We start from the raw sequence: 25310 nt of genomic DNA on the forward strand, positions 1-25310 counted from the left end.
GGACGAGCGCAGCCCGATGTTGCAGGCTGGCGGCTTCATCCTCACTGAGACATCGACATGACCATCGCCTTCTGGTGTGTGCTGATCGCTTTGTGCCTGCCTTATCTGGGCGCCTGGACTGCCAAGTTCGGCGGCCGTGGCTTCGGCCTTCAGGAAAACCACGACGCGCGCAGCTTCCTCGCCGGGCTCGAAGGGTTCCGGAAGCGCGCGCATTACTTCCAGCTGAACAGCTTCGAAGCGACGCCGGCGTTTGCTGTCGCCGTCATCGTCGCCTACGTGGTGGACAACGCCGATCCGGCGCTGGTGGATACCCTGGCGATCGGCTGGGTCACCAGCCGCCTGCTGTATTTCATCTTCTACCTCGCCGACCTGGCGATTCTGCGTTCGCTGGTGTGGTTCGTCGGCATGGCGATTGTTATCGCGCTGTTCGTCATCTCGGCCTGAGTTGCCGATCACGGGTTGCGGCAGATGGCCGCAACCCGGTCGACTGGCTATGGATCAATCAGGGAGTCGGGCGGATAATCCGCCGCTCCGTGATTGACCAGCCCCAGAAGCATTCCCATGAAGTTGAAGACATTGCTCGTCCTGCTGTTGGCCGGCTCGGCCCTGGCCGGCTGTAACCGCCTCGATCCGAATTCCCCGCTGGCCAAGCGCCAGGTGATCTTCAAGGACATGCTGCGCACCAGCGAAGACATGGGTGGGATGCTGCGCGACCGCATTCCGTTCGATGCGGACAAGTTCCGCGCCGGCTCGGTGAAGCTCAGCGAACTGGCCGACAAGCCCTGGCAGTTCTTCCCGAGCACCAAGCCGGCCGAGATGGACAGCGACGACACCCGGGCGAAAGAGGAAATCTGGCAGCGCCAACTGGAGTTCCAGGCCGATGCGAAGACTTTCCAGCAGGCGGTCGCAACGCTGGAAGCCAACACCCGCCAGGCGGCGCCGACGCCGGACAAGGTGCGCAAGGACTTCGCCGCGGTGGAAGACGCCTGCGAAGGCTGCCACAAGAAATTCCGCGCCCTGTAATCCCACTTCATCGGCAATGCGGAACTGCCACGAGCATGCTGGTCTGAAATCAGACAAGGCTCGGGAACATCCGCATTTTCCCCTGCCTGCCGTCCCGTCGAGCGACTAGAGTTGCCCATGGGGCGACCGGTTATGCGCTGTTCCGCGAGATGTGCTCCATTCATCGGGCCCGAGTGGCCAGTGGAGAGGAGGGCACCATGCGCGTGGTCATCCGCTTGCTGCAATTTTTCATCGGTGCACTGGCAGCGTTGCTGCTGGTTGGCGTCTGGTGGTACGTGCCGAGCGAAATGCTCAGGCGCCCGGCGTTGACCGGCACCAGCGAGGACTCCACCCTGCGCGTGGCCGGGCTGCGGCGCAACTACGTCCTCTATGTGCCGCGCCAGTTGTCGGAAAATCCGGCGTTGCTGGTGGTGCTGCACAGCGCGCGCAGCAACGGCGAGCAGATGCGCCGGGACAGCGGCTACGGCTTCGACACGCTGGCCGACCGCGAGGGCTTTCTGGTGCTCTACCCGGATGGCGTCGGTGGCCGCTGGAACGATTGCCGCAAGGCCTCCAGCCACGACGCGCGGCGCCGGCAGATCGACGACGTACGCTTCCTTTCCCGGCTGATCGAGCAGGTGCGCAGCGAACGCAATGTCGATCCGCGCCGCATCTATGTCACCGGCTACTCCAACGGAGGGCAGATGGCCTTCCGCATGGCGGCGGAGGCGCCGCAACTGCTCAGCGGGATCGCCACGGTCGCGGCCAGTCTGCCGACGGCCCAGGACTACAGCTGCCCTCCGCCGGCACAGCCCATCGCCGCCCTGTTGATGAACGGCACCCAGGACCCGATCAACCCGTACCGGGGCGGCGCGGTGACTCTGTTCGGCTTCGGTGACAGCGGCAGAGTGCTGTCGACGGAGCAGACCGCAATGTTCCTCGCGCGCCTTAACGGCATCGAGAGCGAGGCCAGCCCCGAGCGTCTGACCACGTGGGGACCGGTCTGGTCGGAACGCCAGCTCTGGCAGGCGCCCGGTACGCCTCCGGTGGAGCTGGTGAGCGTGCACGGCGGCGGCCACCTGCTACCGCAGCAGGGCTACCGCCCGCCACGCCTGCTCGGGCGAGTCGATCCGGAGCTGGATGGACCGGAGGTGATTTGGCGGTTCTTCAGCCAGTTGTAGGGGCTGCTGTCACGTGGCTGGACCAGAACTCGCGTAGGTTGGTGCTGAACGCAGTGAAGCCCAACGATGGCGATGTTGGGCTTCGCGTTGCTCAGCGCCAACCTACAGTTCGATGACCCAATACGGATCGAACCCACCGTCCTCGCCCGGATAGGCGCCGGGGTTGGCGACGATACGCGCCTTGCCGATGCGGTAGTCCATGCGGTCGTGCACGTGGCCGTGAATCCACAGGTCGCAGCGTGCGGCGAGCGCTTCGAGGTCGGAAGCGAAGGCCGGGGAAAGACTGTCACCGACATACTGCTGCGGGATCGAACGGGCGCTCGGCGCGTGGTGGGTGACGACCACGGTGCGCCCGGCGAAGGGCTCGTCCAGCCGTTCCGCCAGCCAGTCGCGGGAGGCCTGGAACAGGCTGCTGCTGAGTTCCGGCGTATAGGGCGCGCCGAAGTAGTCCACGCAATGGAAGTCCGGCATCAGGCGCAGCGCCTTCTGGTGCGCCAGCACGGCGGCCTCGCTGCCGTAGAGCTGGAAGTCGGTCCACAGCGTCGCGCCGAGGAAGCGCACGTCGCCGAGCACTACCGCGTCGTTCTCCAGGAAGTGGATTTCCAGCGCGCGGGCGAGGTTGCGCATGGACTGGGTCAACTCGGGCAGGTCCGAGTTGTAGAATTCGTGATTGCCGGAGACATAGACGATGGGCGTGTCGGGAAAGGCCTCCCGCGCCCAGTGCAGGCCCTGCAGGTGTTCGTGGATATCGCCGGCGAGCACCACCACGTCGGCCTCCACTTCGGGCAGCGGGCGCAGGCCGCCGAAGTGTTCGTGATGCAGGTCGGAAAGGATGCGGATGCGCATGGTGGCTCGGGCTTCGGCGAAGGGATGGGACATTCTGCGCACAAGTGTCCGTCGGCGCCATCAGAAGCCTTGCACGCGGGCTTCCCGCAGTTGCTGGCGCAGGTGCAGGACCTCGGCATCCCTGAAGAACGCGGCGAGTTGGACCGCGCGGCTGGCGCCGATGCCGGGGAGCTCCTGCCATTGCGCTTCGCTGCGGGCGGCGAGGGTGTCCCAGTCTTCGCCAGTGGGCAGCGAGTCGGCGGCGGGAGCGCCAAGGGCATTCATCCAGCGGCGGAAGGACTGCTGGCGGGCGAGCTGGAATTGCTCGACCAGCTTGCCGGCGCTGCGTTCGCCGAAGCCGGGTGTCTTCGTCAGGGTCTCCGCCGGCAGTTGTAGCCAGTCGAGCAGTCCGTCCAGTTGACCGGCATCCAGCAGCTTCTGCCAGGTGCCGGGGCCGACGCCGCGCATGCCCAGGCCCTGTCTGCCGCTCAGCCATTGCAGACGAGCGAGGAACTGACCCGCGCAGCCGGGCGTCGGGTGCCAGCAACTCAGGGCGTGGAAGTCTTCGGCACGGGGCGCATCGATGGACGTGCGTTCGGGTGAGTGCCAGACGACTCCGTCCAGGCGCGGAATGGTCAGGCCGGCGAGGGCGATGGCAACCTGATCGCCGGGGCGGATGTCCAGCGCCTGCCAGCGTTGCAGCGAACCGACGCTGACGCGCTGGATATTCCGGCCGTCCAGCACCACCGATTGCAGTTGCAGCACCGGCGTGATGCGCCCGCTGCGGCCGATGTTGAACGCCACGGCGCGCACCTCGGCGAGCGCCTGGGCGAAGGGATATTTCCAGGCTTTGGCCCAGGATGGCGGCTGCGCCTGCCAGCTTTCTCCAGTGGGGCGGCTGCCTTGGCGGATGACGATGCCATCGCTGGCGAATGGCAGGGGACTGCGATACCAGTGCTCGCGCCAGCGCTGCACATCGGCGAAATCGTGTACCGGTTCAGTGAGCCCGGCGCTGTCGCTGAAGCCCAGCTCCTTCAGGCGTTGCAGGCGGCCAGGCATGTCCGTTGGACCGAGCGGCAGTTCCCAGACGAACAGGCCGATATTTTCCGCATCCCGACCAATGTCTTCCCGCGCCATGGCTCCGGCGACTTTTCCACGGGCGCCGAGGCTGCCCTGCCGGACCTGCACATGCCCGGTCAGGCGCCAGTGCAGCTCGCCCTGGATCACCAGCCTTCCATGCTCCCCCGGCAGTTTTGCGGGAATCGCCGGCACCTTGCGCGCATTGGCCGTCCAGTCCTGGCCGCGCAGACCGTCGCCACGGCTGATGGCCTGCTGCAGCACTCCATCCCGATAGACCAGGCTGACTGCCACGCCATCCACCTTCGGCTGCACCCATAGATCGCTGCGACCGCGCAGCCATTCCTGCACGGCGGTGGCGCTGGCGAGTTTGTCGAGCCCGGTATGGGCAATCGGGTGGCGCACCGTTCCGGCGCTGCTGTCCAGCGGGGCGGGGAGGTCAGGCGCCTGCTGGGGGAAGCAATGGCTCCATTGCTCGAAGCGAGCACGGGCCTGGTCGTAGAGTTCGTCAGCGACCGGCGAGGCGCCCTGTCGGTGATAGGCGTCATTCCAGCTTTCCAGTTGCTGTGCCAGGGTGGAAAGCTCCGTGCGGGAGCGCTCGGGGGTCCAGTCGGGGCAGGTTGCGGCGAGCGTCGGGCCGACAACGAAACAGAGAATGAGGGCGAGGCGATAGCGCATGGCGGCTTCCTTGCTGCGATGGAAAGCCGTCAGCCTATGGGCGGGCCGGGCAGGAAGCGGCCGTGAGGCGTGGGGGAAGACTCCGGAAAACAAAAAGCCCCGCCGAAGCGGGGCTCTCTGTCGAGGTCTGGAAGCTTACAGACCGGCAGCGTCGCGCAGGGCGGCAGCTTTGTCGGTTTTTTCCCAGGTAAAGGCGGTGAAGGTGTCGCCGTCGTAGGTCATCTCGTACGGGTTGCGACCGAAGTGGCCGTAGGCCGCGGTCGGCTGGTACATCGGGTGCAGCAGGTCGAGCATCTTGGTGATCGCGTACGGACGCAGGTCGAAGTGCTCGCGGACCAGTTGGACGATCTTGTCGTCGCTGATCTTGCCGGTGCCGAAGGTGTTCAGCGAGATGGAAGTCGGCTGGGCCACGCCGATGGCGTAGGAAACCTGGATCTCGCAACGCTCGGCCAGGCCGGCGGCGACGATGTTCTTCGCCACGTAGCGACCGGCGTAGGCAGCGGAACGGTCGACCTTGGACGGGTCCTTGCCGGAGAACGCGCCGCCGCCGTGACGGGCCATGCCGCCGTAGGAGTCGACGATGATCTTGCGGCCGGTCAGGCCGCAGTCGCCCACCGGGCCGCCGATCACGAAGTTGCCGGTCGGGTTGATGTGGAACTGGGTGTCCTTGTGCAGCAGTTCGGCCGGCAGCACGTGCTTGACGATCAGCTCCATCACGCCTTCGCGCAGGTCGTTGTAGGAAACGTCAGGGTTGTGCTGGGTGGACAGCACGACCGCGTCGATGCCGACGACCTTGCCGCCTTCGTAGCGGCAGGTGACCTGGGACTTGGCGTCCGGACGCAGCCACGGCAGCAGGCCGGACTTGCGCGCTTCGGCCTGGCGCTCGACCAGACGGTGGGAGAAGCAGATCGGCGCCGGCATCAGCACGTCGGTTTCGTTGCTGGCGTAGCCGAACATCAGGCCCTGGTCGCCAGCGCCCTGGTCTTCCGGCTTGGCGCGGTCGACGCCCTGGTTGATGTCCACGGACTGCTTGCCGATGATGTTCAGCACGCCGCAGGTGGCACCGTCGAAGCCGACGTCGGAGCTGTTGTAGCCGATGTCGATGATGACCTTGCGCACCAGATCTTCCAGGTCGACCCAGGCGGAGGTGGTGACTTCACCGGCGATGATCGCGACACCGGTCTTCACCAGGGTTTCGCAGGCCACGCGGGCGTATTTGTCCTTGGCGATGATGGCGTCGAGCACTGCATCGGAAATCTGGTCCGCGATCTTGTCCGGATGGCCTTCGGATACGGATTCGGAGGTGAAAAGAGAGTATTCGCTCATCTAGCGGTTCCTGTCATTACCGGTGGGTGAGGACGCTTTGCGGACCCGGCTTGGCGAAGTGCCGCACCTGAATCTGAAAGCCATTTCTTAAACCAATGTAAACACTTTCGCCGGGCTCCAGCCCGGCGGCGTCGGCCCAGCGCGCCAGGTCTTCCTGGTCGAAGCCGAGCCAGAGATCGCCGCAGGCTTCCCGGGCCCAGCCCTGGTCGTGACTGCAGAGATCGGTTACCAGCAGGCTGCCGCCCGGGCGAACCAGGCGTGCCAGCTGTTTCAAGGCATCCGCCGGGGTCGCGAAGTGGTGCAGCACCATGTTCAGCACCACGCAATCGGCGACCTCGGCGCTGTCGTGCAGGGCATCGGCCAGCGTCAGCCGGACATTGCCCAGTCCTTCCTCGGCGCAACGGGCCTGCGCCAGTTCCAGCATCGCCGCGCTGTTGTCCAGCGCTGTGACCTGGCTGAAGCGGCGCGCCAGCTCGGGGAGGAATCCACCGTCGCCGGGGCCGACCTCCAGCGCCGTGGCGCCGGGGGCGAAGCTCAATGCGTCGAGCACTGCCAGTACGCTCTCGCGATACTGTGGCAGTCCTGCGATCAGGTCCTGCTGGGCGCGCAGTTTTTCTGCGCTGCGGGTGAAGTAGTCGCGGCTCACCGCGGCCCGCTGGGCGTGCACGGCGGCGATACGCGCGCCGACTGCCTCGGGCAGCTCCAGTCCGTCTACCTCTTCGAGCAACGCGCCATGCAGCGTGCCGCCCAGCGAGTCGCTGTGGGGCAGGGCGCGGCGATAGAAGATCGCATTGCCTTCGCGGCGGGTCGCTACCAGTCCGGCCTGGGACAGCACCTTCAGGTGGTGGCTCATGCCCGACTGGCCGATATCGAAGATCTGCGCCAGCTCCAGCACGCCGAACGAGTCGTTGGCCAGTGCGCGCAGCACGTTCAGCCGCAGCGGATCGCCGCCGGCCTTGCACAGGGCGGCCAGTTCGTCGCAATCGTCGTGGCGGATCGAGGGCATGCGCAGACTCATAAGGTGCGCAGTCTAGTCGCCACTATTGGGTGGGGCAACACCTGTATCAAAAAGTTTTGATATTGCCTGATAAGTGGCCACCCACAGCCCTCTCGCCGTTGACTCGCGACGGCCGAAGAGCGGTTCGCACGGAACGCTCGCCGATCTGTCATTGCCCCGAAGGCGTCGGCTGGGCGAAAATAACCGCCTTTTTTCCATACCCTTCGTTACAGAAGCAGCCCCCGCAGGAGATTCAGCGATGCCCAGCCGTCGTGAGCGAGCCAATGCCATCCGTGCACTGAGCATGGATGCCGTGCAGAAAGCCAACAGCGGCCATCCCGGTGCCCCCATGGGCATGGCGGACATCGCCGAAGTGCTGTGGCGCGACTACCTGCAGCACAACCCGGTCAACCCGGAGTGGGCCAACCGCGACCGCTTCGTGCTGTCCAACGGCCACGGCTCGATGCTGATCTATTCGCTGCTGCACCTGACCGGCTACGACCTCGGCATCGAAGACCTGAAGAACTTCCGCCAGATGAACTCGCGCACTCCGGGTCACCCGGAGTACGGCTACACCGCCGGCGTCGAGACCACCACCGGCCCGCTCGGCCAGGGTCTCGCCAACGCCGTTGGCATGGCGCTGGCGGAGAAGGTGCTGGCGGCGCAGTTCAACCGCGACGGCCATGACATCGTCGACCACTACACCTACGTTTTCCTCGGCGATGGCTGCATGATGGAAGGCATTTCCCATGAAGTCTGCGCCCTGGCCGGTACCCAGCGCCTGAACAAGCTGATCGCCTTCTACGACGACAACGGCATCTCCATCGACGGCGAAGTCCACGGCTGGTTCACCGACGACACGCCGAAGCGCTTCGAAGCCTACGGCTGGCAGGTGATCCGCAATGTCGACGGCCACGACGCCGACGAGATCAAGACCGCCATCGAGACCGCGCGCAAGAGCGACGTGCCGACCCTGATCTGCTGCAAGACCGTGATCGGCTTCGGTTCGCCGAACAAGTCCGGCAAGGAAGAGTGCCACGGCGCGCCGCTGGGCAACGACGAAATCGTCGCCACCCGCGCCGCCCTCGGCTGGAACCATGGCCCGTTCGAAGTGCCGGCCGATATCTACGCCGAGTGGGATGCCAAGGCTGCCGGCGCCCAGCGTGAAGCTGCCTGGAACGAGAAGTTCGCCGCCTACGCCGCTGCCTATCCGGAACTGGCTGCCGAATTCCAGCGCCGCATCAAGGGTCAGCTGCCGGCCGACTTCGTGGCCAAGGCCGAAGCCTATATCGCCGAAGTCGCCGCCAAGGGCGAGACCATCGCCAGCCGCAAGGCCAGCCAGAACACCCTGAACGCCTTCGGCCCGCTGCTGCCGGAATTCCTCGGCGGTTCCGCCGACCTCGCCGGCTCCAACCTGACCCTGTGGAAAGGCTGCAAGGGCGTGGACCCGGAAGACGCTGCCGGCAACTACATGTATTACGGCGTCCGTGAGTTCGGCATGAGCGCCATCATGAACGGCGTGGCCCTGCATGGCGGCTTCATCCCCTACGGCGCGACCTTCCTGGTGTTCATGGAGTACGCCTGCAACGCGGTGCGCATGGCCGCCCTGATGAAGCAGCGCGTGCTGTTCGTCTATACCCACGACTCCATCGGCCTCGGCGAAGACGGCCCGACCCACCAGCCGATCGAACAGCTGGCCAGCCTGCGCATGACCCCGAACCTGGACACCTGGCGCCCGGCCGATGCCGTGGAATCCGCGGTGGCCTGGAAATCCGCGATCCAGCGCAACGACGGCCCGTCGGCGCTGATCTTCTCCCGCCAGAACCTGCCGCACCAGGCGCGCGATGCTGCCCAGTTGGCCGACGTCGCCCGCGGCGGCTACGTGCTGAAGGACTGCGCCGGCGAGCCGGAGCTGATCCTGATCGCCACCGGTTCGGAAGTCGGCCTGGCCGTGCAGGCCTTCGACAAGCTGACCGAGCAGGGCCACAAGGTGCGCGTGGTTTCCATGCCGTCGACCAGCGTGTTCGACCAGCAGGACGCCGGCTACAAGCAATCCGTACTGCCGGTGCAGGTCGGTGCGCGTATCGCCATCGAAGCCGCCCATGCCGACTACTGGTACAAGTACGTGGGCCTGGAAGGCCGCGTGATCGGCATGACCACCTTCGGCGAATCGGCCCCGGCCGCGGCGCTGTTCGAGCACTTCGGCTTCACCGTCGACAACGTGCTGGAAGTGGCCGCCGAGCTGCTCGACGCCTGAGAGGGTGTTCTTTCGTAGGATGGGTTGAGCGAAGCGATACCCATCGAAGCCTGATGCAGCGTGGGTATCGCAGGCTCAACCCATCCTACGGTCCACCAAGGGATAACAATGTCCAATCGCCCTTACAGAGTTGCCTTGAACGGCTACGGCCGCATCGGCCGCTGCGTCTTCCGTGCCTTGCATGAACGCGGAGCGCGCGCCGGTTTCTCCATCGTCGCGCTGAACGATCTCGCCGACATGGCGAGCCTGGAATACCTGACCCGCTTCGACTCCACCCACGGCCGCTTCCCTGGCGAAGTCAGTGTCGCCGATGGCTGTCTGCAGGTGGACGGCGCCAGCGTGCAGGTGCTGCGCCAGGCCGAACCCGAGGCGATCGACTGGGCGGCGTTGGGTGTCGATCTGGTGCTGGAATGCTCCGGCGTCTATCACAGCCGTGCCGATGGCGAGCGCTTCCTGGCTGCCGGCGCGCCGCGCGTGCTGTTCTCCCAGCCGATGGCCAGCGAAGCGGCGGTCGATGCCACGGTGGTCTACGGCATCAACCAGGCCTGCCTGACCGGCGCCGAACGCCTGGTGTCCAACGCATCGTGCACTACCAACTGCAGCGTGCCGCTGCTCAAGCTGCTGAACGACGCGGTGGGCATCGACTACGTGTCGATCACCACCATCCACTCGGCGATGAACGACCAGCCGGTGATCGACGCCTATCACCACGAAGACCTGCGCCGCACGCGCTCGGCCTTCCAGTCGGTGATCCCTGTTTCGACGGGGCTCGCGCGGGGTATCGAGCGCCTGCTGCCGGAACTCTCCGGGCGCATCCAGGCCAAAGCCATACGCGTGCCCACGGTGAACGTCTCGGCGCTGGACATCACGCTGCAGACGTCCCGCGATACCTCCGCCGAGGAAATCAACCGCGTACTGCGCGAGGCCGCTGCCAGCGGCCCGCTGCACAAGCTGCTCGCCTATACCGAGCTGCCCCACGCCAGTTGCGATTTCAACCACGACCCGCATTCGGCCATCGTCGACGGCAGCCAGACCCGGGTTTCCGGCCCGCGGCTGGTGAACCTGCTGGCCTGGTTCGACAACGAATGGGGCTTCGCCAACCGCATGATCGACGTCGCCGGACACTACCTGCGCGTCGCCGCATCCAACCGCTGATTCGACCAGCCCACAACAGGACTGAACACCATGACCGTGTTGAAGATGACCGACCTCGACCTCCAGGGTAAGCGCGTACTGATCCGCGAGGATCTCAACGTGCCCGTGAAGGATGGCGTGGTGAAAAGCGACGCGCGCATCCTCGCCTCGCTGCCGACCATCAAGCTGGCCCTGGAGAAAGGCGCCGCGGTGATGGTCTGCTCGCACCTGGGCCGCCCGACCGAAGGCGAATACTCCGAGGAGAACAGCCTGAAGCCGGTCGCCGACTACCTGAGCAAGGCCCTCGGCCGCGAAGTCCCGCTGGTCAGGGATTACCTCGACGGCGTCGAAGTGAAGGCCGGTGAAGTCGTGCTGTTCGAGAACGTGCGCTTCAACAAGGGCGAGAAGAAGAGCGCCGACGAGCTGGCGCAGAAGTATGCCGCGCTGTGCGACGTGTTCGTCATGGACGCTTTCGGCACCGCCCACCGCGCCGAGGGTTCGACCCATGGCGTGGCGAAGTTCGCCAAGGTCGCTGCCGCCGGCCCGCTGCTGGCCGCCGAGCTGGACGCCCTGGGCAAGGCGCTGGGCAACCCGGCCCGTCCGATGGCTGCCATCGTCGCCGGCTCCAAGGTTTCCACCAAGCTCGACGTGCTGAACAGCCTGGCGCAGATCTGCGACCAGCTGATCGTCGGCGGCGGCATCGCCAACACCTTCCTCGCCGCGGCCGGCTACAAGGTCGGCAAGTCGCTGTACGAGGCTGATCTAGTCGACACCGCCAAGGCCATCGCCGCCAAGGTCAGCGTGCCGCTGCCGGTCGACGTGGTGGTCGCCAAGGAATTCGCCGAAAGCGCCGCCGCTACCGTCAAGGCCATCGCCGACGTCGCCGACGACGACATGATCCTCGATATCGGTCCGAAGACCGCCGCGCAGTTTGCCGAGCTGCTGAAGTCGTCGAAGACCATCCTGTGGAACGGCCCGGTCGGCGTGTTCGAATTCGACCAGTTCGGCGAAGGCACCAAGGTGCTGGCCAAGGCCATCGCCGAGAGCCCGGCATTCTCCATTGCCGGCGGTGGCGACACCCTGGCGGCAATCGACAAATACGGCATCGGCGAGCAAATCTCCTACATTTCCACTGGTGGCGGCGCCTTCCTCGAATTCGTCGAGGGCAAGGTCCTGCCGGCGGTGGAGGTTCTGGAACAGCGCGCCAAGGCCTGATCCGGCGCAGCGCAGGCCTCTCCGTCATCCCGACTGGATGGATATGGAGAATGCTCATGCGCTATGCCGCCCTTGTGTTGCCGCTTTGCCTGGTAGTGGTCGGATGCAGTAGTGAAGGCGGTCCGACCAGTACCTGCGAAGTCTTCAGTTCGTCGTTGCCCGCATCGCCCAGCGACCAGAACAGTGAGCGGGTGGCGATGCAGGCCAGCGGCGATCCGGTTCCGGAAAGGGACCCGGTACGTTGCCGGGACCTGCCATGAGCCAGTGGCCGGGCTGAGCGATTCGCGGGTGGATTCGAAATGGATGATGTGAGCTGCGGTCGACCCGCGCAGAAGGAGATTGCCCGATGAAGCCATTGTTCGCCCTGGGCCTGGCGTTGCTGCTGGCAGGGTGTTCCAGCCAGCCTTCCGGCTCTGCCGGCAAGTCCGGCGGCTGGAACCACTGGGTCTGCGACAGCAAGGCCGAGGTGCTCTGGCGCTATGTCGATGGTAGCAAGTCGGTGGTCGACCTGCGCCTCGGCGAGGGCGATGTGGTGCATCACCTCGAAGAGGAACCCGGCGGCTCCGGCGCTTTCTACAGTGACGGACTGGTCGGCTTCAGCATCACAGGCGAGCAGGGGCTGATCTACTGGGTCGAGAGCAATGACCTGATCGGCCGGGGCTGCAAGACCCTGTGAAGCGCGGCGGCCGTATGTCCGCCGGTGAGAGAGATACTTGAACATGGCCTGCCCCTCCGGCAGGCTTTTGGATTACTGAACGAGCCCGACTTCTGGGAGAAGCGAAAACCATGGCACTCATCAGCATGCGCCAAATGCTGGATCACGCCGCCGAATTCGGCTACGGCGTTCCGGCTTTCAACGTCAACAACCTCGAGCAGATGCGCGCCATCATGGAAGCGGCCGACAAGACCGACTCCCCGGTGATCGTGCAGGCCTCCGCCGGTGCCCGCAAATACGCCGGTGCGCCCTTCCTGCGCCACCTGATCCTCGCGGCCATCGAAGAATTCCCGCACATCCCGGTGTGCATGCACCAGGACCACGGCACCAGCCCTGACGTCTGCCAGCGCTCGATCCAGCTGGGCTTCAGCTCGGTGATGATGGACGGCTCGCTGAAGGAAGACGGCAAGACTCCGGCCGACTACGACTACAACGTCCGCGTGACCCAGCAGACCGTGGCCTTCGCCCATGCCTGCGGCGTGTCCGTGGAAGGTGAGCTGGGCTGCCTGGGTTCCCTGGAAACCGGCATGGCCGGCGAAGAAGATGGCGTCGGTGCCGAAGGCGTGCTGGATCACAGCCAACTGCTGACCGACCCGGAAGAAGCCGCCGACTTCGTCAAGAAAACCAAGGTCGACGCCCTGGCCATCGCCATCGGCACCAGCCACGGCGCCTACAAGTTCACCAAGCCGCCGACCGGCGACATCCTCGCCATCGACCGCATCAAGGCGATTCACGCGCGCATTCCGGGTACTCACCTGGTGATGCACGGTTCGTCCTCCGTCCCGCAGGACTGGCTGGCGATCATCAACGAGTTCGGCGGCGAGATCCCGGAAACCTACGGCGTGCCGGTCGAGGAAATCGTCGAAGGCATCAAGTACGGCGTGCGCAAGGTGAATATCGACACCGACCTGCGCCTGGCTTCCACTGGCGCCATCCGTCGCTTCCTGGCGCAGAACAAGAGCGAGTTCGACCCGCGCAAATATTTCGCCAAGACCATCGAAGCCATGCGCGATGTCTGCATCGCCCGTTACGAAGCCTTCGGCACCGCCGGCCATGCCTCGAAGATCAAGCCGATCTCCCTGGAAGGCATGTTCCAGCGCTACGCCAAGGGTGAGCTGGAGCCGAAGGTCAACTGATCTTCGACCCTCCCCGAAGAGCCCCGCCGCCGTGCGGGGCTCTTGCTTTACTCTGTCGTGATTCTTCCCATATGACTCCACTCCGCTATCTCCAGGCCTATCCCGCGTCCTTGCAGGATCAGGTTCGCCAGCTCATCGCCGAGAACCGCCTGGGCGACTATCTGCAGCGCCGCTACCCCGAGCGGCATGAAGTGCAGAGCGACAAGGCCCTGTATGCCTATGCCATGGGGTTGAAGCAGGAGCGCATGCGCAATGCGCCGGCCGTCGACAAGGTGCTCTATGACAGCAAGCTCGATGTGGTGCACCGGGCGCTCGGCCTGAATACGGCGATATCCCGCGTGCAGGGCGGCAAGCTCAAGGCGAAGAAGGAGATTCGCGTGGCCTCGCTGTTCAAGGATGCCGCGCCGGAATTTCTCAGGATGATCGTGGTGCATGAGCTCGCCCACTTGCGCGAGCGGGACCACAGCAAGGCGTTCTACCAGCTGTGCGAATACATGCTGCCGGGTTACCACCAGCTGGAATTCGATCTGCGGGTCTATCTGATCTGGCGCGAACTGGCCTGATACGGAATCGGCCGGGAGGGGAGTTGCCGCGGGTGACTCCTGTCGAGCCGGATGGGGTTCGGCTCGACAGGAGTCATACCCCGCCGCGAACTGAAGATTAATCAATGAATTGGCGGATTGCCATCATTTGCTCGGATTTTTCCTGCGCCAATAAGCGAAAGCCCCTCGGCTGAGGGGCTTTCGCTGGTTCAGAACAGATCGATCGGCGCGACGTCGTCGGCCGGCATTCCACCACCCGGCGAGCTGCCGGGCGACAGTTCGCTTATCGACGGCGGCGTCTCTTCGTTCTTGAACAGTTCGAAGTAGGCGCCCGGCGTACCCGGCGGTGCGGCCCGGCCGGTGTACGGATCGATGCGCAGGCTGACCATGCCGGCCGGCTCCGGCAGCAGGTGGGACGGTTTGTCCTTCAGTGCGGAGCCCATGTAGCGCATCCAGATCGGCAGCGCGACGTTGCCGCCGTACTCGCTGCGGCCGAGGGTGTCCGGCTGGTCGAAGCCGACCCAGACGGTGGTCATGTAGTCGGCGTTGTAGCCGGAGAACCAGGCGTCCTTCGATTCGTTGGTGGTACCGGTCTTGCCGGCGATGTCGTCGCGCTTGAGCGCCAGGGCGCGGCGGCCGGTGCCGCGCTTGATCACGTCCTGCAGCATGCTGGTCATGATGTAGGCGGTGCGCGCGTCGAGGATGCGCTCGGCGGCAGCCGGCTCGATGGTCGGGCCGGCCTGCGGATCGGCGTCGCTCGGGGTGCTGGTCGTGACTGGCTGCACGGGGGTGGTGGAGGCGGTCAGCAACGGCTCGTCATGCGGTACGCGCGCCGGGTTGGCCTGGTAGAGCAGCTGGCCGTCGCGGCTTTCGATGCGCTCGATGACGTACGGGGTGATCTTGTAGCCGCCATTGGCGAAGGTGCTCCAGGCGCCGGCGATTTCCAGCGGCGTCAGGGTCGCAGTACCGAGCGCCATGGAGAGGTTGGGCGGCAGTTCATGCAGGTCGAAGCCGAAGCGGCTGATGTACTTGCGCGCCCGCTCCACGCCGAGATCCATCAGAATCCGGATCGACACCATGTTGCGCGACTTGTACAGCGCCTCGCGCATGGGGATCGGGCCGAGGAAGGTGTTGGTGTCGTTCTTCGGCCGCCAGACCTTGTCCAGGTATTCGTCGTAGAACACCACCGGCGCGTCGTTGACCAGGCTGGCGGCGGTGAAGCCGTTGTCCAGCGCCGCGCTGTAGATGAACGGCTTGAAGCTCGAACCGGGCTGGCGCTTGGCCTGGGTGGCGCGGTTGTAGTTGCTCTGGTCGAAGGAGAAGCCGCCGATCAGCGCCTTGATCGCGCCATCCTGCGGATCGAGGGAAACCAGCGCGCTCTGCGCCGCCGGTACCTGGGTAAGACGCAGGGCGCCGTCTTCCTTGCGCTGGATGCGGATCACGTCGCCGGCCTGCACGACATCGCCGGGTTGCCGCGGCAGCGGGCCCATGCTGTTGTTGCCGAGATAGGGGCGGGCCCACTTCATGTTGTCCCAGGCGATGGTTTCTTCGTTGCCGTCGCGGGTCATGACCATGATCCCGCTTTTCTCCACCTGGGTGACGATGGCCGGCTCCAGTCCGCCCAGCGGGCGCTGCTGGACAATCGCCTGGTGCCAGGCATCGCGCGTCTTGCCCGGCAGGCGGGTTTCCGGACCACGATAGCCATGCCGCTGGTCGTATTCCTGCAGGCCCTTCTGCACGGCATCGTTGGCGGCCTCCTGGAGGTCGCTGCGCACCGTGGTGAACACGCGATAGCCCTCGGTATAGGCGTCGCTGCCGTAGCGGCCGACCATTTCCGCACGGGCCATTTCGGCGATGTACGGGGCGATCAGCTCGGGACTCTGTACGTGGTAGGAGGCGGCGACGGGTTCGCTGACCGCTGCGTCGTATTTGGCCTGGTCGATGAGGCCCAGCTTGAGCATGCGCTCGAGAATCCAGTTACGCCGCTCCAGGCTGCGCGCCGGGTTGGCCAGCGGGTTGTAGCGCGAGGGCGCCTTGGGCAGGCCGGCGATCATCGCCATCTGCGCCAGGCTGAGCTCGTTGATCGACTTGCCGTAGTAGACCTGGGCCGCGGCCTCGATGCCGTAGGCGCGGTTGCCCAGGTAGATCTTGTTCACGTACAGCTCGAGGATCTCGTTCTTGGTCAGTTCCCGTTCGATCTGCAGGGCGAGCAGAATCTCGTTGGCCTTGCGCGAGAAGCTACGCTCATTGGTAAGGAAGTAGTTTTTCGCCACCTGCATGGTGATCGTGCTGCCGCCGGTCTGGATGTGTCCGGTCTTCAATAATTGCGCGGCAGCACGCATCAGGCTCTTGACGTCCACGCCATAATGATTCGCGAAATTGTCGTCTTCAGCCGAGAGCAGCGCGTTGATGAAGTCCTGGGGGATATCGCTGAAGCGAATAGGAGTGCGGCGCATCTCGCCAAATTCTGCTATCAGTTTGCTATCGCTGCTATAAACCCTTAAAGGCATCTGCAGGCGAACGTTACGCAGCGCATCGACGGACGGCAGGCTGGGGCTGAGATACAGGTAAGCGCCGCTGAAACTGAGCAGCAATCCACAGAAGATGGTGACGCATGTCCACCACAAAAACTTCAGCAAGCGCATGGAATATTTCGGATTTCCAAGGAAAAGAAAGAGTTAAGCGAGAGGCGCGGCGCATAAGGGAAAAGCTGGTCACATTATAAGCAGTTTTTGGGGTGGCTAGCCATTTGCGCGCCTGTCAAGTGTGGTATCTAATGTCAAAAAACATAAATCGACCGTAAGTGTCGGATGCTGATAGGAAATCAGTCGTGCTAGGGCTCTTCAATAAGAAAGCGAACACGCTGCTGGGGATAGACGTCAGTTCGACTTCGGTCAAACTTCTCGAGTTGAGCCGTTCGGGCGGGCGCTACAAGGTAGAGGCCTACGCCGTCGAGCCGCTTCCGCCCAACGCAGTGGTAGAAAAGAACATCACCGAGCTGGAGGGGGTTGGCCAGGCGCTCGCGCGCGTGGTGGCCAAGGCGCGCACTGGTGTGAGAACTGCGGCGGTGGCGGTAGCCGGGTCCGCGGTCATCACCAAGAGCATCGAGATGGATGCCGGCCTTTCCGAGGACGAACTGGAAAACCAGCTGAAGATCGAGGCTGACCAGTACATCCCCTATCCCCTCGAGGAAGTGGCCATCGACTTCGAAGTCCAGGGCGTCTCCGTGCGAAATCCGGATCGCGTGGACGTGCTGCTGGCGGCCTGCCGCAAGGAGAACGTCGAAGTACGCGAAGCCGTGCTGGCGCTGGCGGGACTGACGGCCAAGGTGGTCGATGTCGAGGCCTATGCCCTTGAGCGTGCGTTCGGCCTGCTCGGCGACCAGCTCGGCGGCAACGCCGACGACCTGACCGTCGCGGTCGTCGATATCGGCGCCACCATGACCACCCTCAGCGTGCTGCACCACGGGCGCACCATCTACACCCGCGAGCAGCTGTTCGGCGGCCGCCAGCTCACCGAGGAAATCCAGCGCCGCTACGGCCTTTCCATGGAAGAAGCCGGTCTCGCCAAGAAGCAGGGCGGGCTGCCGGACGACTACGAAAGCGAAGTGCTGCAGCCGTTCAAGGATGCCGTGGTCCAGCAGGTTTCCCGCTCGCTGCAGTTCTTCTTCGCGGCCGGGCAGTACAACGATGTCGACTACATCCTGCTGGCCGGCGGCACCGCATCGATTCCCGGCCTCGACCGCCTGATCCAGCAGAAGGTCGGTACTCCGACCCTAGTCGCCAACCCGTTCGCCAATATGGTGCTCAGTGCGAAGGTCAATGCGGGGGCGCTCGCCAGCGATGCGCCTGCGCTGATGATTGCCTGCGGTCTGGCGATGAGGAGTTTCGACTGATGGCACGCATCAACCTGTTACCGTGGCGCGAGCAGCTTCGCGAAGAGCGCAAGCAGCGCTTCCTGGTTACCCTGGGTGGCGTCTTCCTGGCATCGGCCGGACTGGTTTTTCTCGGCGACCAGTACCTCGATTCGGCCGTCGAGAACCAGAACGCGCGCAATGATTTCCTGCGCAAGGAAATCTCCGTGCTGGATGCCCGCATCAAGGAAATCAGCGAGCTCAAGACCCGCCGCCAGCAACTGCTCGAACGGATGAAGATCATCCAGGACCTGCAGGGCAACCGGCCGATCATCGGGCGGGTATTCGACCAGTTGGTGCGCACGCTGCCCGATGGCGTGTATTTCACCGATCTGAAGATGAACGGCAAGAGCATTTCCATTGCGGGGGCTGCCGAGTCCAACAACCGCGTCTCCAACCTGATGCGCAATCTCGACTCCTCGGAGTGGCTGACTGCGCCGAACCTCACCGAGGTCAAGGCGGTGACGCAGGGGGCCCTGGACCAGGCGAACATATTCCAGCTGACCGTCCAGCAGACCCAGCCGGGCGATCCTGAACAGAACAAGAGCCCCAATGCGCAAGGAGCCAAGAAATGAGTCTGGCCAGTTCCTTGGAAAGCCTGCGCAAGATCGACATCAACGATCTTGATTTCAACAACATCGGCTCCTGGCCGGTGGCGGTCAAGGTGATCGCCTGCATCCTGCTGATGGCCGTGGTACTGGCCCTTGGCTACAACTTCCAGTTGAGGGACCTGCAGGACTCGCTCGATCGGCAGCGCAGCGAAGAAGAAACCCTCAAGCAGCAGTTCTCCTCCAAGGCGTTCCAGGCGGCGAACCTGGAAGCCTACAAGGACCAGATGAAGGAGATGGAAGAATCCTTCGGCGCCTTGCTGCGCCAATTGCCGAGCGACACCGAGGTGCCGGGGCTGCTGGAGGACATCACGCGTACCGGCCTGGGCAGCGGACTCGAATTCGAAGAGATCAAGCTGCTTCCGGAGGTCACCCAGCAGTTCTATATCGAGCTGCCGATCCAGATCAGCGTGGTGGGTGGCTATCACGACCTGGCGACTTTCGTCAGCGGTGTCTCGAGCCTGCCGCGCATCGTGACCCTGCACGACTTCGAGATCAAACCCGCCAGTGCCGACAGCACTTCCAAACTGCGGATGAGCATTCTGGCCAGGACCTATCGCTATAACGACAAGGGACTGACAGCCAATCCCAAGACGGGAGCGAAGAAATGAAGGAGCGCCTGATCATCTGCAGCCTTGTGCTCCTGAGTCTTGCCGGTTGTGGGGCGAACAACGATTTCGGCGACCTGCAGGCCTTCATGGACGAGGTTCGCGCGCGCCCGAAAGGCAACATCGAACCGTTGCCGAAGTTCCAGCCGTACGAGGCGTTCACCTACAGCGCTTCCGCGATGCGCAGCCCGTTCCAGCCGCCGGTGAAGATCGACCTGACCATCCGGCAGAAGGGGACGAAAGTCATCAAGCCGGACGAAACCCGGGTCAAGCAGTTCCTCGAAGGCTTCAATATCGAGACTTTCGAGATGGTCGGCACCCTGGCCAACCAGCAAGGCGTGTTCGCCCTGGTGCGCGGTGCGGGAGGGGTACACCGCGTTAGGGTGGGGGATTACCTGGGGCGCAACGATGGCAAGATCATCGCCATCAACCAGGGTCAGGTTGACGTGATCGAGATTGTTCCCGATGGTGAGGGCGGGTGGCTCGAACGTCCGCGCAGTCTGACTCTCAAGGAACGCCAATAAGAGCGGGATGGAAATGGATAAAAAACAGCAGTCTCCACGACGGATTCAGACGATGAACAGAACTCTTTCCCGCTTGAGCGCTTCGCTGCTGGCAACGATTTTCGCTTCCAGCGCGCTGGCAGCCGACCTGCAGAAAGTCGACGTGGCGGCTCTGCCCGGCGATCGCGTTGAGCTGAAGCTGAGTTTCGACGAGCCGGTTTCCGCGCCGCGGGGCTACACCATCGAGCAGCCGGCGCGTATCGCCCTCGACCTGCCGGGTGTGCAGAACAAGCTGGGGAGCCGGAACCGCGAGCTGGGTGTCGGTAACGCGCGCAGTCTGACGGTCGTCGAGGCCAAGGATCGTACTCGCCTGATCATCAACCTCACCTCGCTGGTGCCGTATTCCACCCGTACCGAAGGCAACAACCTGTTCGTCGTGGTCGGTGGCGCAGCCGCCGCCGGCAGCAGCGCGATGGCCGCGACTCCGGTGGCCGCGCCGGCCGCCCGTCCGGCTGCACCCAAGCCGTACATCCCGATGGGCAAGGCGATCCGCAATATCGACTTCCAGCGCGGTGAAAAAGGCGAGGGCAACGTCGTCATCGACCTTTCCGATCCGACCATCAGCCCGGATGTGCAGGAACAGGGCGGCAAGATCCGTCTCGACTTCCCGCGCACCCAGTTGCCGGACAACCTGCGCGTACGCCTGGACGTGAAGGACTTCGCCACGCCGGTGCAGTTCGTCAATGCCAGCGCCGCGGGTGATCGGGCCAGCATCTCGATCGAGCCGACCGGGCTGTACGACTACCTCGTGTACCAGACCGACAACCGCATGACCGTCAGCATCAAGCCGCTGACCCAGGGCGATGCGGAGCGGCGCAAGAAGGATTCCTTCACCTATACCGGCGAGAAGCTGTCGCTGAACTTCCAGGACATCGACGTCCGTTCCGTCCTGCAGTTGATCGCCGACTTCACCGACCTCAACCTGGTGGCGAGCGATACCGTGCAGGGCAACATCACCCTGCGCCTGCAGAACGTTCCGTGGGACCAGGCGCTGGACCTGGTGCTGAAAACCAAGGGGCTGGACAAGCGCCAGGTCGGCAACGTGCTGCTGGTGGCGCCGGCTGACGAGATCGCCGCGCGCGAGCGCCAGGAGCTGGAGTCGCAGAAGCAGATTTCCGAGCTGGCACCTCTGCGTCGTGAGCTGATCCAGGTGAACTACGCCAAGGCTTCCGATATCGCCCGGCTGTTCCAGTCGGTGACCGGCTCGGGCGATCCGGCGGCAGGAAAGGCCGATGAGCGCGGTTCCATCACTGTCGATGACCGCACCAACAGCATCATCGCCTACCAGACCCAGGACCGCCTGGACGAACTGCGCCGGATCGTCGCTCAGCTGGATATTCCGGTACGTCAGGTGATGATCGAGGCGCGCATCGTCGAGGCCAACGTCGACTACAGCAAGAGCCTCGGTGTGCGCTGGGGTGGCGCTGCCACCTTCGGCAACTGGGTGAGCTACGGCAAGGATGGCAACATCGGCGTGGGCGGCGACAACGGCCCCAGCTGCGGACCGTTTGCTGGTGGCTGTACCTTGCCGACCGTGGCCAACATTCCGACGCCGTCGGTCGATCTTGGTGCGACCTCCAGCACCTCCGGCCTCGGCATCGGCTTCGTGACCAACAACGTCCTGCTCGACCTGCAGCTTTCCGCGATGGAGAAGGGCGGCAACGGCGAGATCGTTTCCCAGCCCAAGGTCGTCACCTCGGACAAGGAAACCGCGAAGATCCTCAAGGGCTCGGAAATTCCCTATCAGGAAGCCAGCTCCAGCGGCGCCACCTCGGTGTCGTTCAAGGAGGCGGCGCTGTCCCTGGAAGTGACTCCGCAGATCACTCCGGACAACCGCATCATCATGGAAGTGAAGGTCAACAAGGATGCCCCGGACTTCGCCAACGCCCTCAACGGCGTGCCGCCGATCAACAAGAACGAGGTGAACGCCAAGGTCCTGGTGAACGACGGCGAAACCATCGTTATCGGCGGGGTGTTCTCCAATACGCAGAACAAGGCTGTGGACAAGGTGCCCTTCCTCGGTGACCTGCCGTTCCTCGGCCGCTTGTTCCGGCGTGACACGGTAACCGACAGCAAGGCTGAACTGCTGGTTTTCCTTACCCCGCGGATCATGAATAATCAGGCCATTGCAATCGGCCGTTGATGAATTCCGTGTCCAACATGATTCTGGTAGGCCCGATGGGAGCTGGAAAGAGCACCATCGGGCGTCTTCTTGCGAAAGAACTACACCTCGTTTTCAAAGATTCCGACAAAGAGATCGAACAGCGCTGCGGAGCCAACATCCCCTGGATTTTCGATGTGGAAGGGGAATTGGGCTTTCGTGAGCGCGAGCAGGCGATGATCGCCGAGTTGTGTTCCGAATCCGGCCTGGTGATCGCCACCGGTGGCGGGGCCGTGCTGCGCGAGGCCAATCGCGTTGCGCTGAAAGGCGGCGGGCGGGTGATTTACCTGCACGCCTCGGTCGAGCAGCAGATCGCCCGGACGGCTAGGGACAAGGGGCGGCCGTTGCTGCAGAAGCCGAATCCGGGGCAGGTCCTGCGCGATCTGATGGAAGTCCGCGACCCTCTCTATCGGGAAATCGCCGATGTGGTGGTCGAAACCGACGAACGGCCGCCGCGAATGGTCGTGCAGGAAATTCTGGAACGCTTGCGCAGACTGGAGCGCCATTAACGGCGCACCGTTCTGCGTTATGCTAGCCACCTTTCTTGCCTGGGGGTTTCATGCGCACGCTCAACGTCGATCTTGGTGACCGCAGCTATCCGATCTATATCGGCGAAGGGCTGCTGGATGATCCGCGCTACTTCGAGCCACACATCCGTGGTCGCCAGGTGGCGATCGTCACCAATGAGACGGTTGCTCCGCTCTATCTCGAACGCCTGCAGAAAACGCTTTCCGCCTACGCGGTGACTACCGTCGTGCTGCCCGATGGCGAGGCCTTCAAGAACTGGGAAACCCTGCAACTGATCTTCGATGCGCTGCTCCAGGCGCGCCATGACCGCAAGACCACGCTGATCGCCTTGGGCGGCGGGGTCATCGGCGACATGACCGGTTTCGCCGCGGCCTGCTATCAGCGCGGCGTCGATTTCATCCAGGTGCCGACCACGCTGCTGTCCCAGGTGGACTCCTCGGTTGGCGGCAAGACCGGCATCAACCACCCACTCGGCAAGAACATGGTCGGCGCGTTCTACCAGCCACGGGCGGTGGTGATCGATGCCGCATCCCTGCGCACCCTGCCGGCGCGCGAGCTGTCGGCCGGGCTGGCCGAGGTGATCAAGTACGGTTTCATCTGCGACGAGCCCTTCCTCACCTGGCTCGAACAGCATGTCGACGATCTGCGTGCGCTGGAACCGGCTGCCCTGATCGAGGCCATCGAGCGTTCCTGCGCCGCCAAGGCGCGCGTGGTCGGCGCCGACGAGCGCGAGTCCGGCGTGCGCGCCACCCTCAATCTCGGTCATACCTTCGGCCATGCCATCGAAACCCACATGGGCTATGGCGAATGGCTGCATGGCGAGGCGGTGGGGGCGGGAACCGTGATGGCACTGGAGATGTCGCATCGTTTGGGGTGGCTGACAGTTGCCGAGCGCGATCGCGGCATTCGTCTGTTGCGCCGCGCCGGGCTGCCGATCGTGCCGCCGCGGGAAATGACCGCGGAACACTTCCTAGAGCACATGGCAGTCGACAAGAAGGTTCTCGACGGGCGCTTGCGCCTCGTTCTGCTTCAAGGGCTGGGGGCTGCGGTGGTAACTGCCGACTTCCCGCGTGAAGCGTTGGACGACACGCTGCGTGCCGATTTCCAGGCTTTGGCCGATCTGTCAGGAGAACATTGAGGTTCCCATGTCCAGTTTGCATGCCGACGAGGCCTTCCTGGCCCACTACCAGTTCAGTCACGATCCCTTCGCCCCCCGCGTGCCCGGCTTCAAGTTCTTCCCGGCGCAACGCAAACCGGTGCTGGGCCAACTTCATCACCTGGCGCGCTACAGCAACCTGCTGCTGGCGGTGACCGGGCCGTTGGGCAGCGGCAAGACCCTGCTGCGCCAGGCCCTGGTAGCCAGTACCAACAAGGACGTGGTGTCCAGCGTGGTGATCTCCGGTCGTTCCGCGGCCGACGAGGCGACGCTGCTACGCCAGCTCGCGCAGGGTCTGGGCATCACCCAGACGGGCGTCGAGGCGATCCTGACCAAGGTCGCCCAGTTGGCCATCACCGGCCACGATGTCTACCTGCTGGTGGACGATGCCGAGCAGTTGCGCGACGGCGCCCTGGAGGTGCTGCTGCGCCTGGCGGCCGGCAACAGCGAAGCGCGTCTGCATGTCTTCCTGTTCGGCGAGGCGGAGCTGCTGGAGCGGCTGGAAGCGTTGTCCGAAGGGGAAGAGCGCTACCACGCGATCGAGCTGCAGCCCTACAGCGAGGAGGAAACCCGCGAGTACCTGGCGCAGCGCCTGGAGGGCGCCGGGCAGGATGGCGCGCTGATTTCCGACGATCTGCTGGGCGATATCCACGAGCAGTCCGGTGGCTGGCCGGGAGCGATCAACCAGGTGGCCCGCGACGCGCTGATCGAAGCGATGCTCGCTGAGCGTGGCAAGGCGCGCAAGGCTCCGGCTGGCGCTGGTTTCAGCCTGCCGAAGAAGCATCTGGCGATACTGGCGGTGGTTGCCGTCGGTGTGATCGCCGCCTGGTTCATGCAGGGGCGCAGCGGCAAGACCGAGGCGACCGCGCCTGCTACCGCGCAATCGCCGGCTGCGCCGCAGGCGGATGGGCAGAAGCCTGCCGATGGTTCGGCGCCTGCCGTGGAATTCGCCGGCTCCAATCAGCCGCTGCCGTTGCCCCTGGTCGGCGAGGCCCAGCCGGTCATTCGCGAGCCCATGGCTCAGGCGGGCGGGCAGGACGACCCCGATGAAGGTGCGCTGCCGTCGGCGATGATTCCGCCTACCGTATCCACTTCGGCGCCGCCGGTGACGCCGCTGGCCAATACCGGCCCGGCTCCGCTGCATCCGGTGCCGAACGCTCCGGTTTCCTCCGCTGCGCAACCGGTCGCCCAGGCTCCGGCGCCGGCTCCGCAGGTCGAACCGGTCCGTCCGGCCGAGCCGGCGGCTGCCAAGCCTGCTCCGGCCAAACCGGTAGCCAAGCCGGCCGCTCCTGCGGTAGCTTCCGCCAAACCGGCACCTGCCAAACCTGCTGCGGTGGCTGCGGGCGGCGGCGCCGGCTCCGAGTGGTATCGCTCGCAAGGGGGCAGCCGCTATGCGGTCCAGGTGCTCGGGACCGGCTCGGAAGCCAGCGCCCAGGCGTTCATCCGCCAGCAGGGCGGCAGCGGCTACCGCTACTTCCGCAAGAGCCTGCAAGGCAAGCCATTCTTCGTGGTCACCTACGGCAGCTTCGCCGATCGCGCTTCGGCAGTGGCCGCCATCAAGAGCCTCCCGGCCAAGATTCAGGCGTCCAAGCCGTGGCCGCGGACCTTCGCCAGCATCCAGCAGGACATCGCGACCACGCGCTGATCCGCTCTCTGCAATGACGAAACCCGGCAGTCGTTAACACGGC

General features: G+C 64.5%; 22 protein-coding genes. 17 read left to right on the forward strand and 5 right to left on the reverse strand.

What is annotated here, in order from left to right:
• The first annotated feature begins 57 nt into the window (after positions 1 to 57).
• From JFY56_RS23335 to JFY56_RS23345, 3 genes are all read left to right on the forward strand, one after another.
• Entirely contained in the window at positions 58 to 444 is a 387-nt protein-coding gene (locus JFY56_RS23335) for an MAPEG family protein (RefSeq protein WP_208316664.1), read from the forward strand.
• 117 nt (positions 445 to 561) lie between these two features.
• On the forward strand, positions 562 to 1023 hold the full coding sequence (locus tag JFY56_RS23340) for a c-type cytochrome (RefSeq protein ID WP_208316665.1): 462 nt from the start codon (positions 562 to 564) through the stop codon (positions 1021 to 1023).
• Positions 1024 to 1220: 197 nt separating this feature from the next.
• Positions 1221 to 2183, forward strand: coding sequence for an alpha/beta hydrolase family esterase (locus tag JFY56_RS23345; RefSeq protein ID WP_208316666.1), 963 nt, complete (start codon positions 1221 to 1223; stop codon positions 2181 to 2183).
• Positions 2184 to 2285: 102 nt separating this feature from the next.
• Here the strand turns inward: JFY56_RS23345 and JFY56_RS23350 are convergent, their stop codons facing one another.
• The 4 genes from JFY56_RS23350 to JFY56_RS23365 form a co-directional block, all read right to left on the reverse strand.
• Entirely contained in the window at positions 2286 to 3029 is a 744-nt protein-coding gene (locus JFY56_RS23350) for a metallophosphoesterase (RefSeq protein WP_208316733.1), read from the reverse strand.
• Positions 3030 to 3089: 60 nt separating this feature from the next.
• Complete coding sequence (ligB, locus tag JFY56_RS23355) at positions 3090 to 4763, reverse strand: NAD-dependent DNA ligase LigB (RefSeq protein WP_208316667.1); 1674 nt, start codon at positions 4761 to 4763, stop codon at positions 3090 to 3092.
• A gap of 135 nt (positions 4764 to 4898) precedes the next feature.
• Complete coding sequence (gene metK, locus JFY56_RS23360) at positions 4899 to 6089, reverse strand: methionine adenosyltransferase (RefSeq protein WP_208316668.1); 1191 nt, start codon at positions 6087 to 6089, stop codon at positions 4899 to 4901.
• A gap of 16 nt (positions 6090 to 6105) precedes the next feature.
• Entirely contained in the window at positions 6106 to 7107 is a 1002-nt protein-coding gene (locus JFY56_RS23365) for a metalloregulator ArsR/SmtB family transcription factor (RefSeq protein WP_208316669.1), read from the reverse strand.
• Between the two features lie 238 nt (positions 7108 to 7345).
• Here JFY56_RS23365 and tkt point away from each other — a divergent pair, with 238 nt between their 5' ends.
• The 6 genes from tkt to JFY56_RS23395 all read left to right on the forward strand — a co-directional run bounded on the left by tkt (position 7346) and on the right by JFY56_RS23395 (position 14106).
• Positions 7346 to 9343, forward strand: coding sequence for a transketolase (tkt, locus tag JFY56_RS23370; protein WP_208316670.1), 1998 nt, complete (start codon positions 7346 to 7348; stop codon positions 9341 to 9343).
• 108 nt (positions 9344 to 9451) lie between these two features.
• Positions 9452 to 10498: an erythrose-4-phosphate dehydrogenase gene (gene epd, locus JFY56_RS23375; RefSeq protein ID WP_208316671.1), complete on the forward strand. Its 1047-nt coding sequence runs from the start codon at positions 9452 to 9454 to the stop codon at positions 10496 to 10498.
• Between the two features lie 30 nt (positions 10499 to 10528).
• On the forward strand, positions 10529 to 11692 hold the full coding sequence (locus JFY56_RS23380; RefSeq protein WP_208316672.1) for a phosphoglycerate kinase: 1164 nt from the start codon (positions 10529 to 10531) through the stop codon (positions 11690 to 11692).
• A 346-nt stretch (positions 11693 to 12038) separates the two neighbouring features.
• Positions 12039 to 12368 carry an MliC family protein gene (locus JFY56_RS23385; protein WP_208316673.1) on the forward strand — a complete coding sequence of 110 codons (330 nt, stop codon included), beginning with the start codon at positions 12039 to 12041 and terminating at the stop codon, positions 12366 to 12368.
• 110 nt (positions 12369 to 12478) lie between these two features.
• On the forward strand, positions 12479 to 13543 hold the full coding sequence (gene fba / locus JFY56_RS23390; protein ID WP_208316674.1) for a class II fructose-bisphosphate aldolase: 1065 nt from the start codon (positions 12479 to 12481) through the stop codon (positions 13541 to 13543).
• A gap of 71 nt (positions 13544 to 13614) precedes the next feature.
• A complete protein-coding gene (locus JFY56_RS23395; protein WP_208316675.1) occupies positions 13615 to 14106 on the forward strand; it encodes a M48 metallopeptidase family protein in 492 nt (163 codons plus the stop codon).
• 188 nt (positions 14107 to 14294) lie between these two features.
• Here the strand turns inward: JFY56_RS23395 and JFY56_RS23400 are convergent, their stop codons facing one another.
• Positions 14295 to 16730 (reverse strand): penicillin-binding protein 1A, encoded by a 2436-nt coding sequence (locus tag JFY56_RS23400; protein WP_208316676.1) that lies wholly within the window; start codon positions 16728 to 16730, stop codon positions 14295 to 14297.
• Between the two features lie 185 nt (positions 16731 to 16915).
• Between JFY56_RS23400 and JFY56_RS23405 the strand changes: the two genes are divergently transcribed.
• From JFY56_RS23405 to JFY56_RS23440, 8 genes are read left to right on the forward strand one after another with little or no spacing between them, the layout of a single operon-like run.
• Positions 16916 to 17980: a pilus assembly protein PilM gene (locus JFY56_RS23405; RefSeq protein WP_208316677.1), complete on the forward strand. Its 1065-nt coding sequence runs from the start codon at positions 16916 to 16918 to the stop codon at positions 17978 to 17980.
• Positions 17980 to 18573, forward strand: coding sequence for a type 4a pilus biogenesis protein PilN (pilN, locus tag JFY56_RS23410; protein ID WP_208316678.1), 594 nt, complete (start codon positions 17980 to 17982; stop codon positions 18571 to 18573). The genes JFY56_RS23405 and pilN overlap by 1 nt, the downstream gene beginning before the upstream one ends.
• Entirely contained in the window at positions 18570 to 19217 is a 648-nt protein-coding gene (gene pilO / locus JFY56_RS23415; RefSeq protein ID WP_208316679.1) for a type 4a pilus biogenesis protein PilO, read from the forward strand. Before pilN ends, pilO begins: the two co-directional genes overlap by 4 nt.
• Entirely contained in the window at positions 19214 to 19738 is a 525-nt protein-coding gene (gene pilP, locus JFY56_RS23420; protein WP_208316680.1) for a type 4a pilus biogenesis lipoprotein PilP, read from the forward strand. The genes pilO and pilP overlap by 4 nt, the downstream gene beginning before the upstream one ends.
• A gap of 52 nt (positions 19739 to 19790) precedes the next feature.
• Positions 19791 to 21920 (forward strand): type IV pilus secretin PilQ, encoded by a 2130-nt coding sequence (gene pilQ / locus JFY56_RS23425; protein ID WP_208316681.1) that lies wholly within the window; start codon positions 19791 to 19793, stop codon positions 21918 to 21920.
• Positions 21920 to 22447 (forward strand): shikimate kinase AroK, encoded by a 528-nt coding sequence (gene aroK / locus JFY56_RS23430; protein ID WP_236033072.1) that lies wholly within the window; start codon positions 21920 to 21922, stop codon positions 22445 to 22447. Before pilQ ends, aroK begins: the two co-directional genes overlap by 1 nt.
• Positions 22448 to 22497: 50 nt before the next feature.
• Positions 22498 to 23604: a 3-dehydroquinate synthase gene (aroB, locus tag JFY56_RS23435; protein ID WP_208316683.1), complete on the forward strand. Its 1107-nt coding sequence runs from the start codon at positions 22498 to 22500 to the stop codon at positions 23602 to 23604.
• A 7-nt stretch (positions 23605 to 23611) separates the two neighbouring features.
• Complete coding sequence (locus tag JFY56_RS23440; RefSeq protein WP_208316684.1) at positions 23612 to 25267, forward strand: AAA family ATPase; 1656 nt, start codon at positions 23612 to 23614, stop codon at positions 25265 to 25267.
• Positions 25268 to 25310 lie beyond the last annotated feature (43 nt).

Source organism: Pseudomonas schmalbachii, assembly GCF_017589465.1.
Lineage (GTDB): Bacteria > Pseudomonadota > Gammaproteobacteria > Pseudomonadales > Pseudomonadaceae > Pseudomonas > Pseudomonas schmalbachii.

Coding starts and splice junctions, on each gene's coding strand:
- JFY56_RS23335 (WP_208316664.1), top strand. CDS start 58: ATGACCATCGCCTTCTGGTGTGTGCTGATCGCTTTGTGCCTGCCTTAT.
- tkt (WP_208316670.1), top strand. CDS start 7,346: ATGCCCAGCCGTCGTGAGCGAGCCAATGCCATCCGTGCACTGAGCATG.
- pilN (WP_208316678.1), top strand. CDS start 17,980: ATGGCACGCATCAACCTGTTACCGTGGCGCGAGCAGCTTCGCGAAGAG.
- pilQ (WP_208316681.1), top strand. CDS start 19,791: ATGAACAGAACTCTTTCCCGCTTGAGCGCTTCGCTGCTGGCAACGATT.
- JFY56_RS23345 (WP_208316666.1), top strand. CDS start 1,221: ATGCGCGTGGTCATCCGCTTGCTGCAATTTTTCATCGGTGCACTGGCA.
- ligB (WP_208316667.1), bottom strand. CDS start 4,763: ATGCGCTATCGCCTCGCCCTCATTCTCTGTTTCGTTGTCGGCCCGACG.
- JFY56_RS23365 (WP_208316669.1), bottom strand. CDS start 7,107: ATGAGTCTGCGCATGCCCTCGATCCGCCACGACGATTGCGACGAACTG.
- JFY56_RS23440 (WP_208316684.1), top strand. CDS start 23,612: ATGTCCAGTTTGCATGCCGACGAGGCCTTCCTGGCCCACTACCAGTTC.
- JFY56_RS23395 (WP_208316675.1), top strand. CDS start 13,615: ATGACTCCACTCCGCTATCTCCAGGCCTATCCCGCGTCCTTGCAGGAT.
- pilP (WP_208316680.1), top strand. CDS start 19,214: ATGAAGGAGCGCCTGATCATCTGCAGCCTTGTGCTCCTGAGTCTTGCC.
- JFY56_RS23380 (WP_208316672.1), top strand. CDS start 10,529: ATGACCGTGTTGAAGATGACCGACCTCGACCTCCAGGGTAAGCGCGTA.
- metK (WP_208316668.1), bottom strand. CDS start 6,089: ATGAGCGAATACTCTCTTTTCACCTCCGAATCCGTATCCGAAGGCCAT.
- JFY56_RS23350 (WP_208316733.1), bottom strand. CDS start 3,029: ATGCGCATCCGCATCCTTTCCGACCTGCATCACGAACACTTCGGCGGC.
- fba (WP_208316674.1), top strand. CDS start 12,479: ATGGCACTCATCAGCATGCGCCAAATGCTGGATCACGCCGCCGAATTC.
- aroK (WP_236033072.1), top strand. CDS start 21,920: ATGAATTCCGTGTCCAACATGATTCTGGTAGGCCCGATGGGAGCTGGA.
- epd (WP_208316671.1), top strand. CDS start 9,452: ATGTCCAATCGCCCTTACAGAGTTGCCTTGAACGGCTACGGCCGCATC.
- pilO (WP_208316679.1), top strand. CDS start 18,570: ATGAGTCTGGCCAGTTCCTTGGAAAGCCTGCGCAAGATCGACATCAAC.
- JFY56_RS23340 (WP_208316665.1), top strand. CDS start 562: ATGAAGTTGAAGACATTGCTCGTCCTGCTGTTGGCCGGCTCGGCCCTG.
- aroB (WP_208316683.1), top strand. CDS start 22,498: ATGCGCACGCTCAACGTCGATCTTGGTGACCGCAGCTATCCGATCTAT.
- JFY56_RS23385 (WP_208316673.1), top strand. CDS start 12,039: ATGAAGCCATTGTTCGCCCTGGGCCTGGCGTTGCTGCTGGCAGGGTGT.
- JFY56_RS23400 (WP_208316676.1), bottom strand. CDS start 16,730: ATGCGCTTGCTGAAGTTTTTGTGGTGGACATGCGTCACCATCTTCTGT.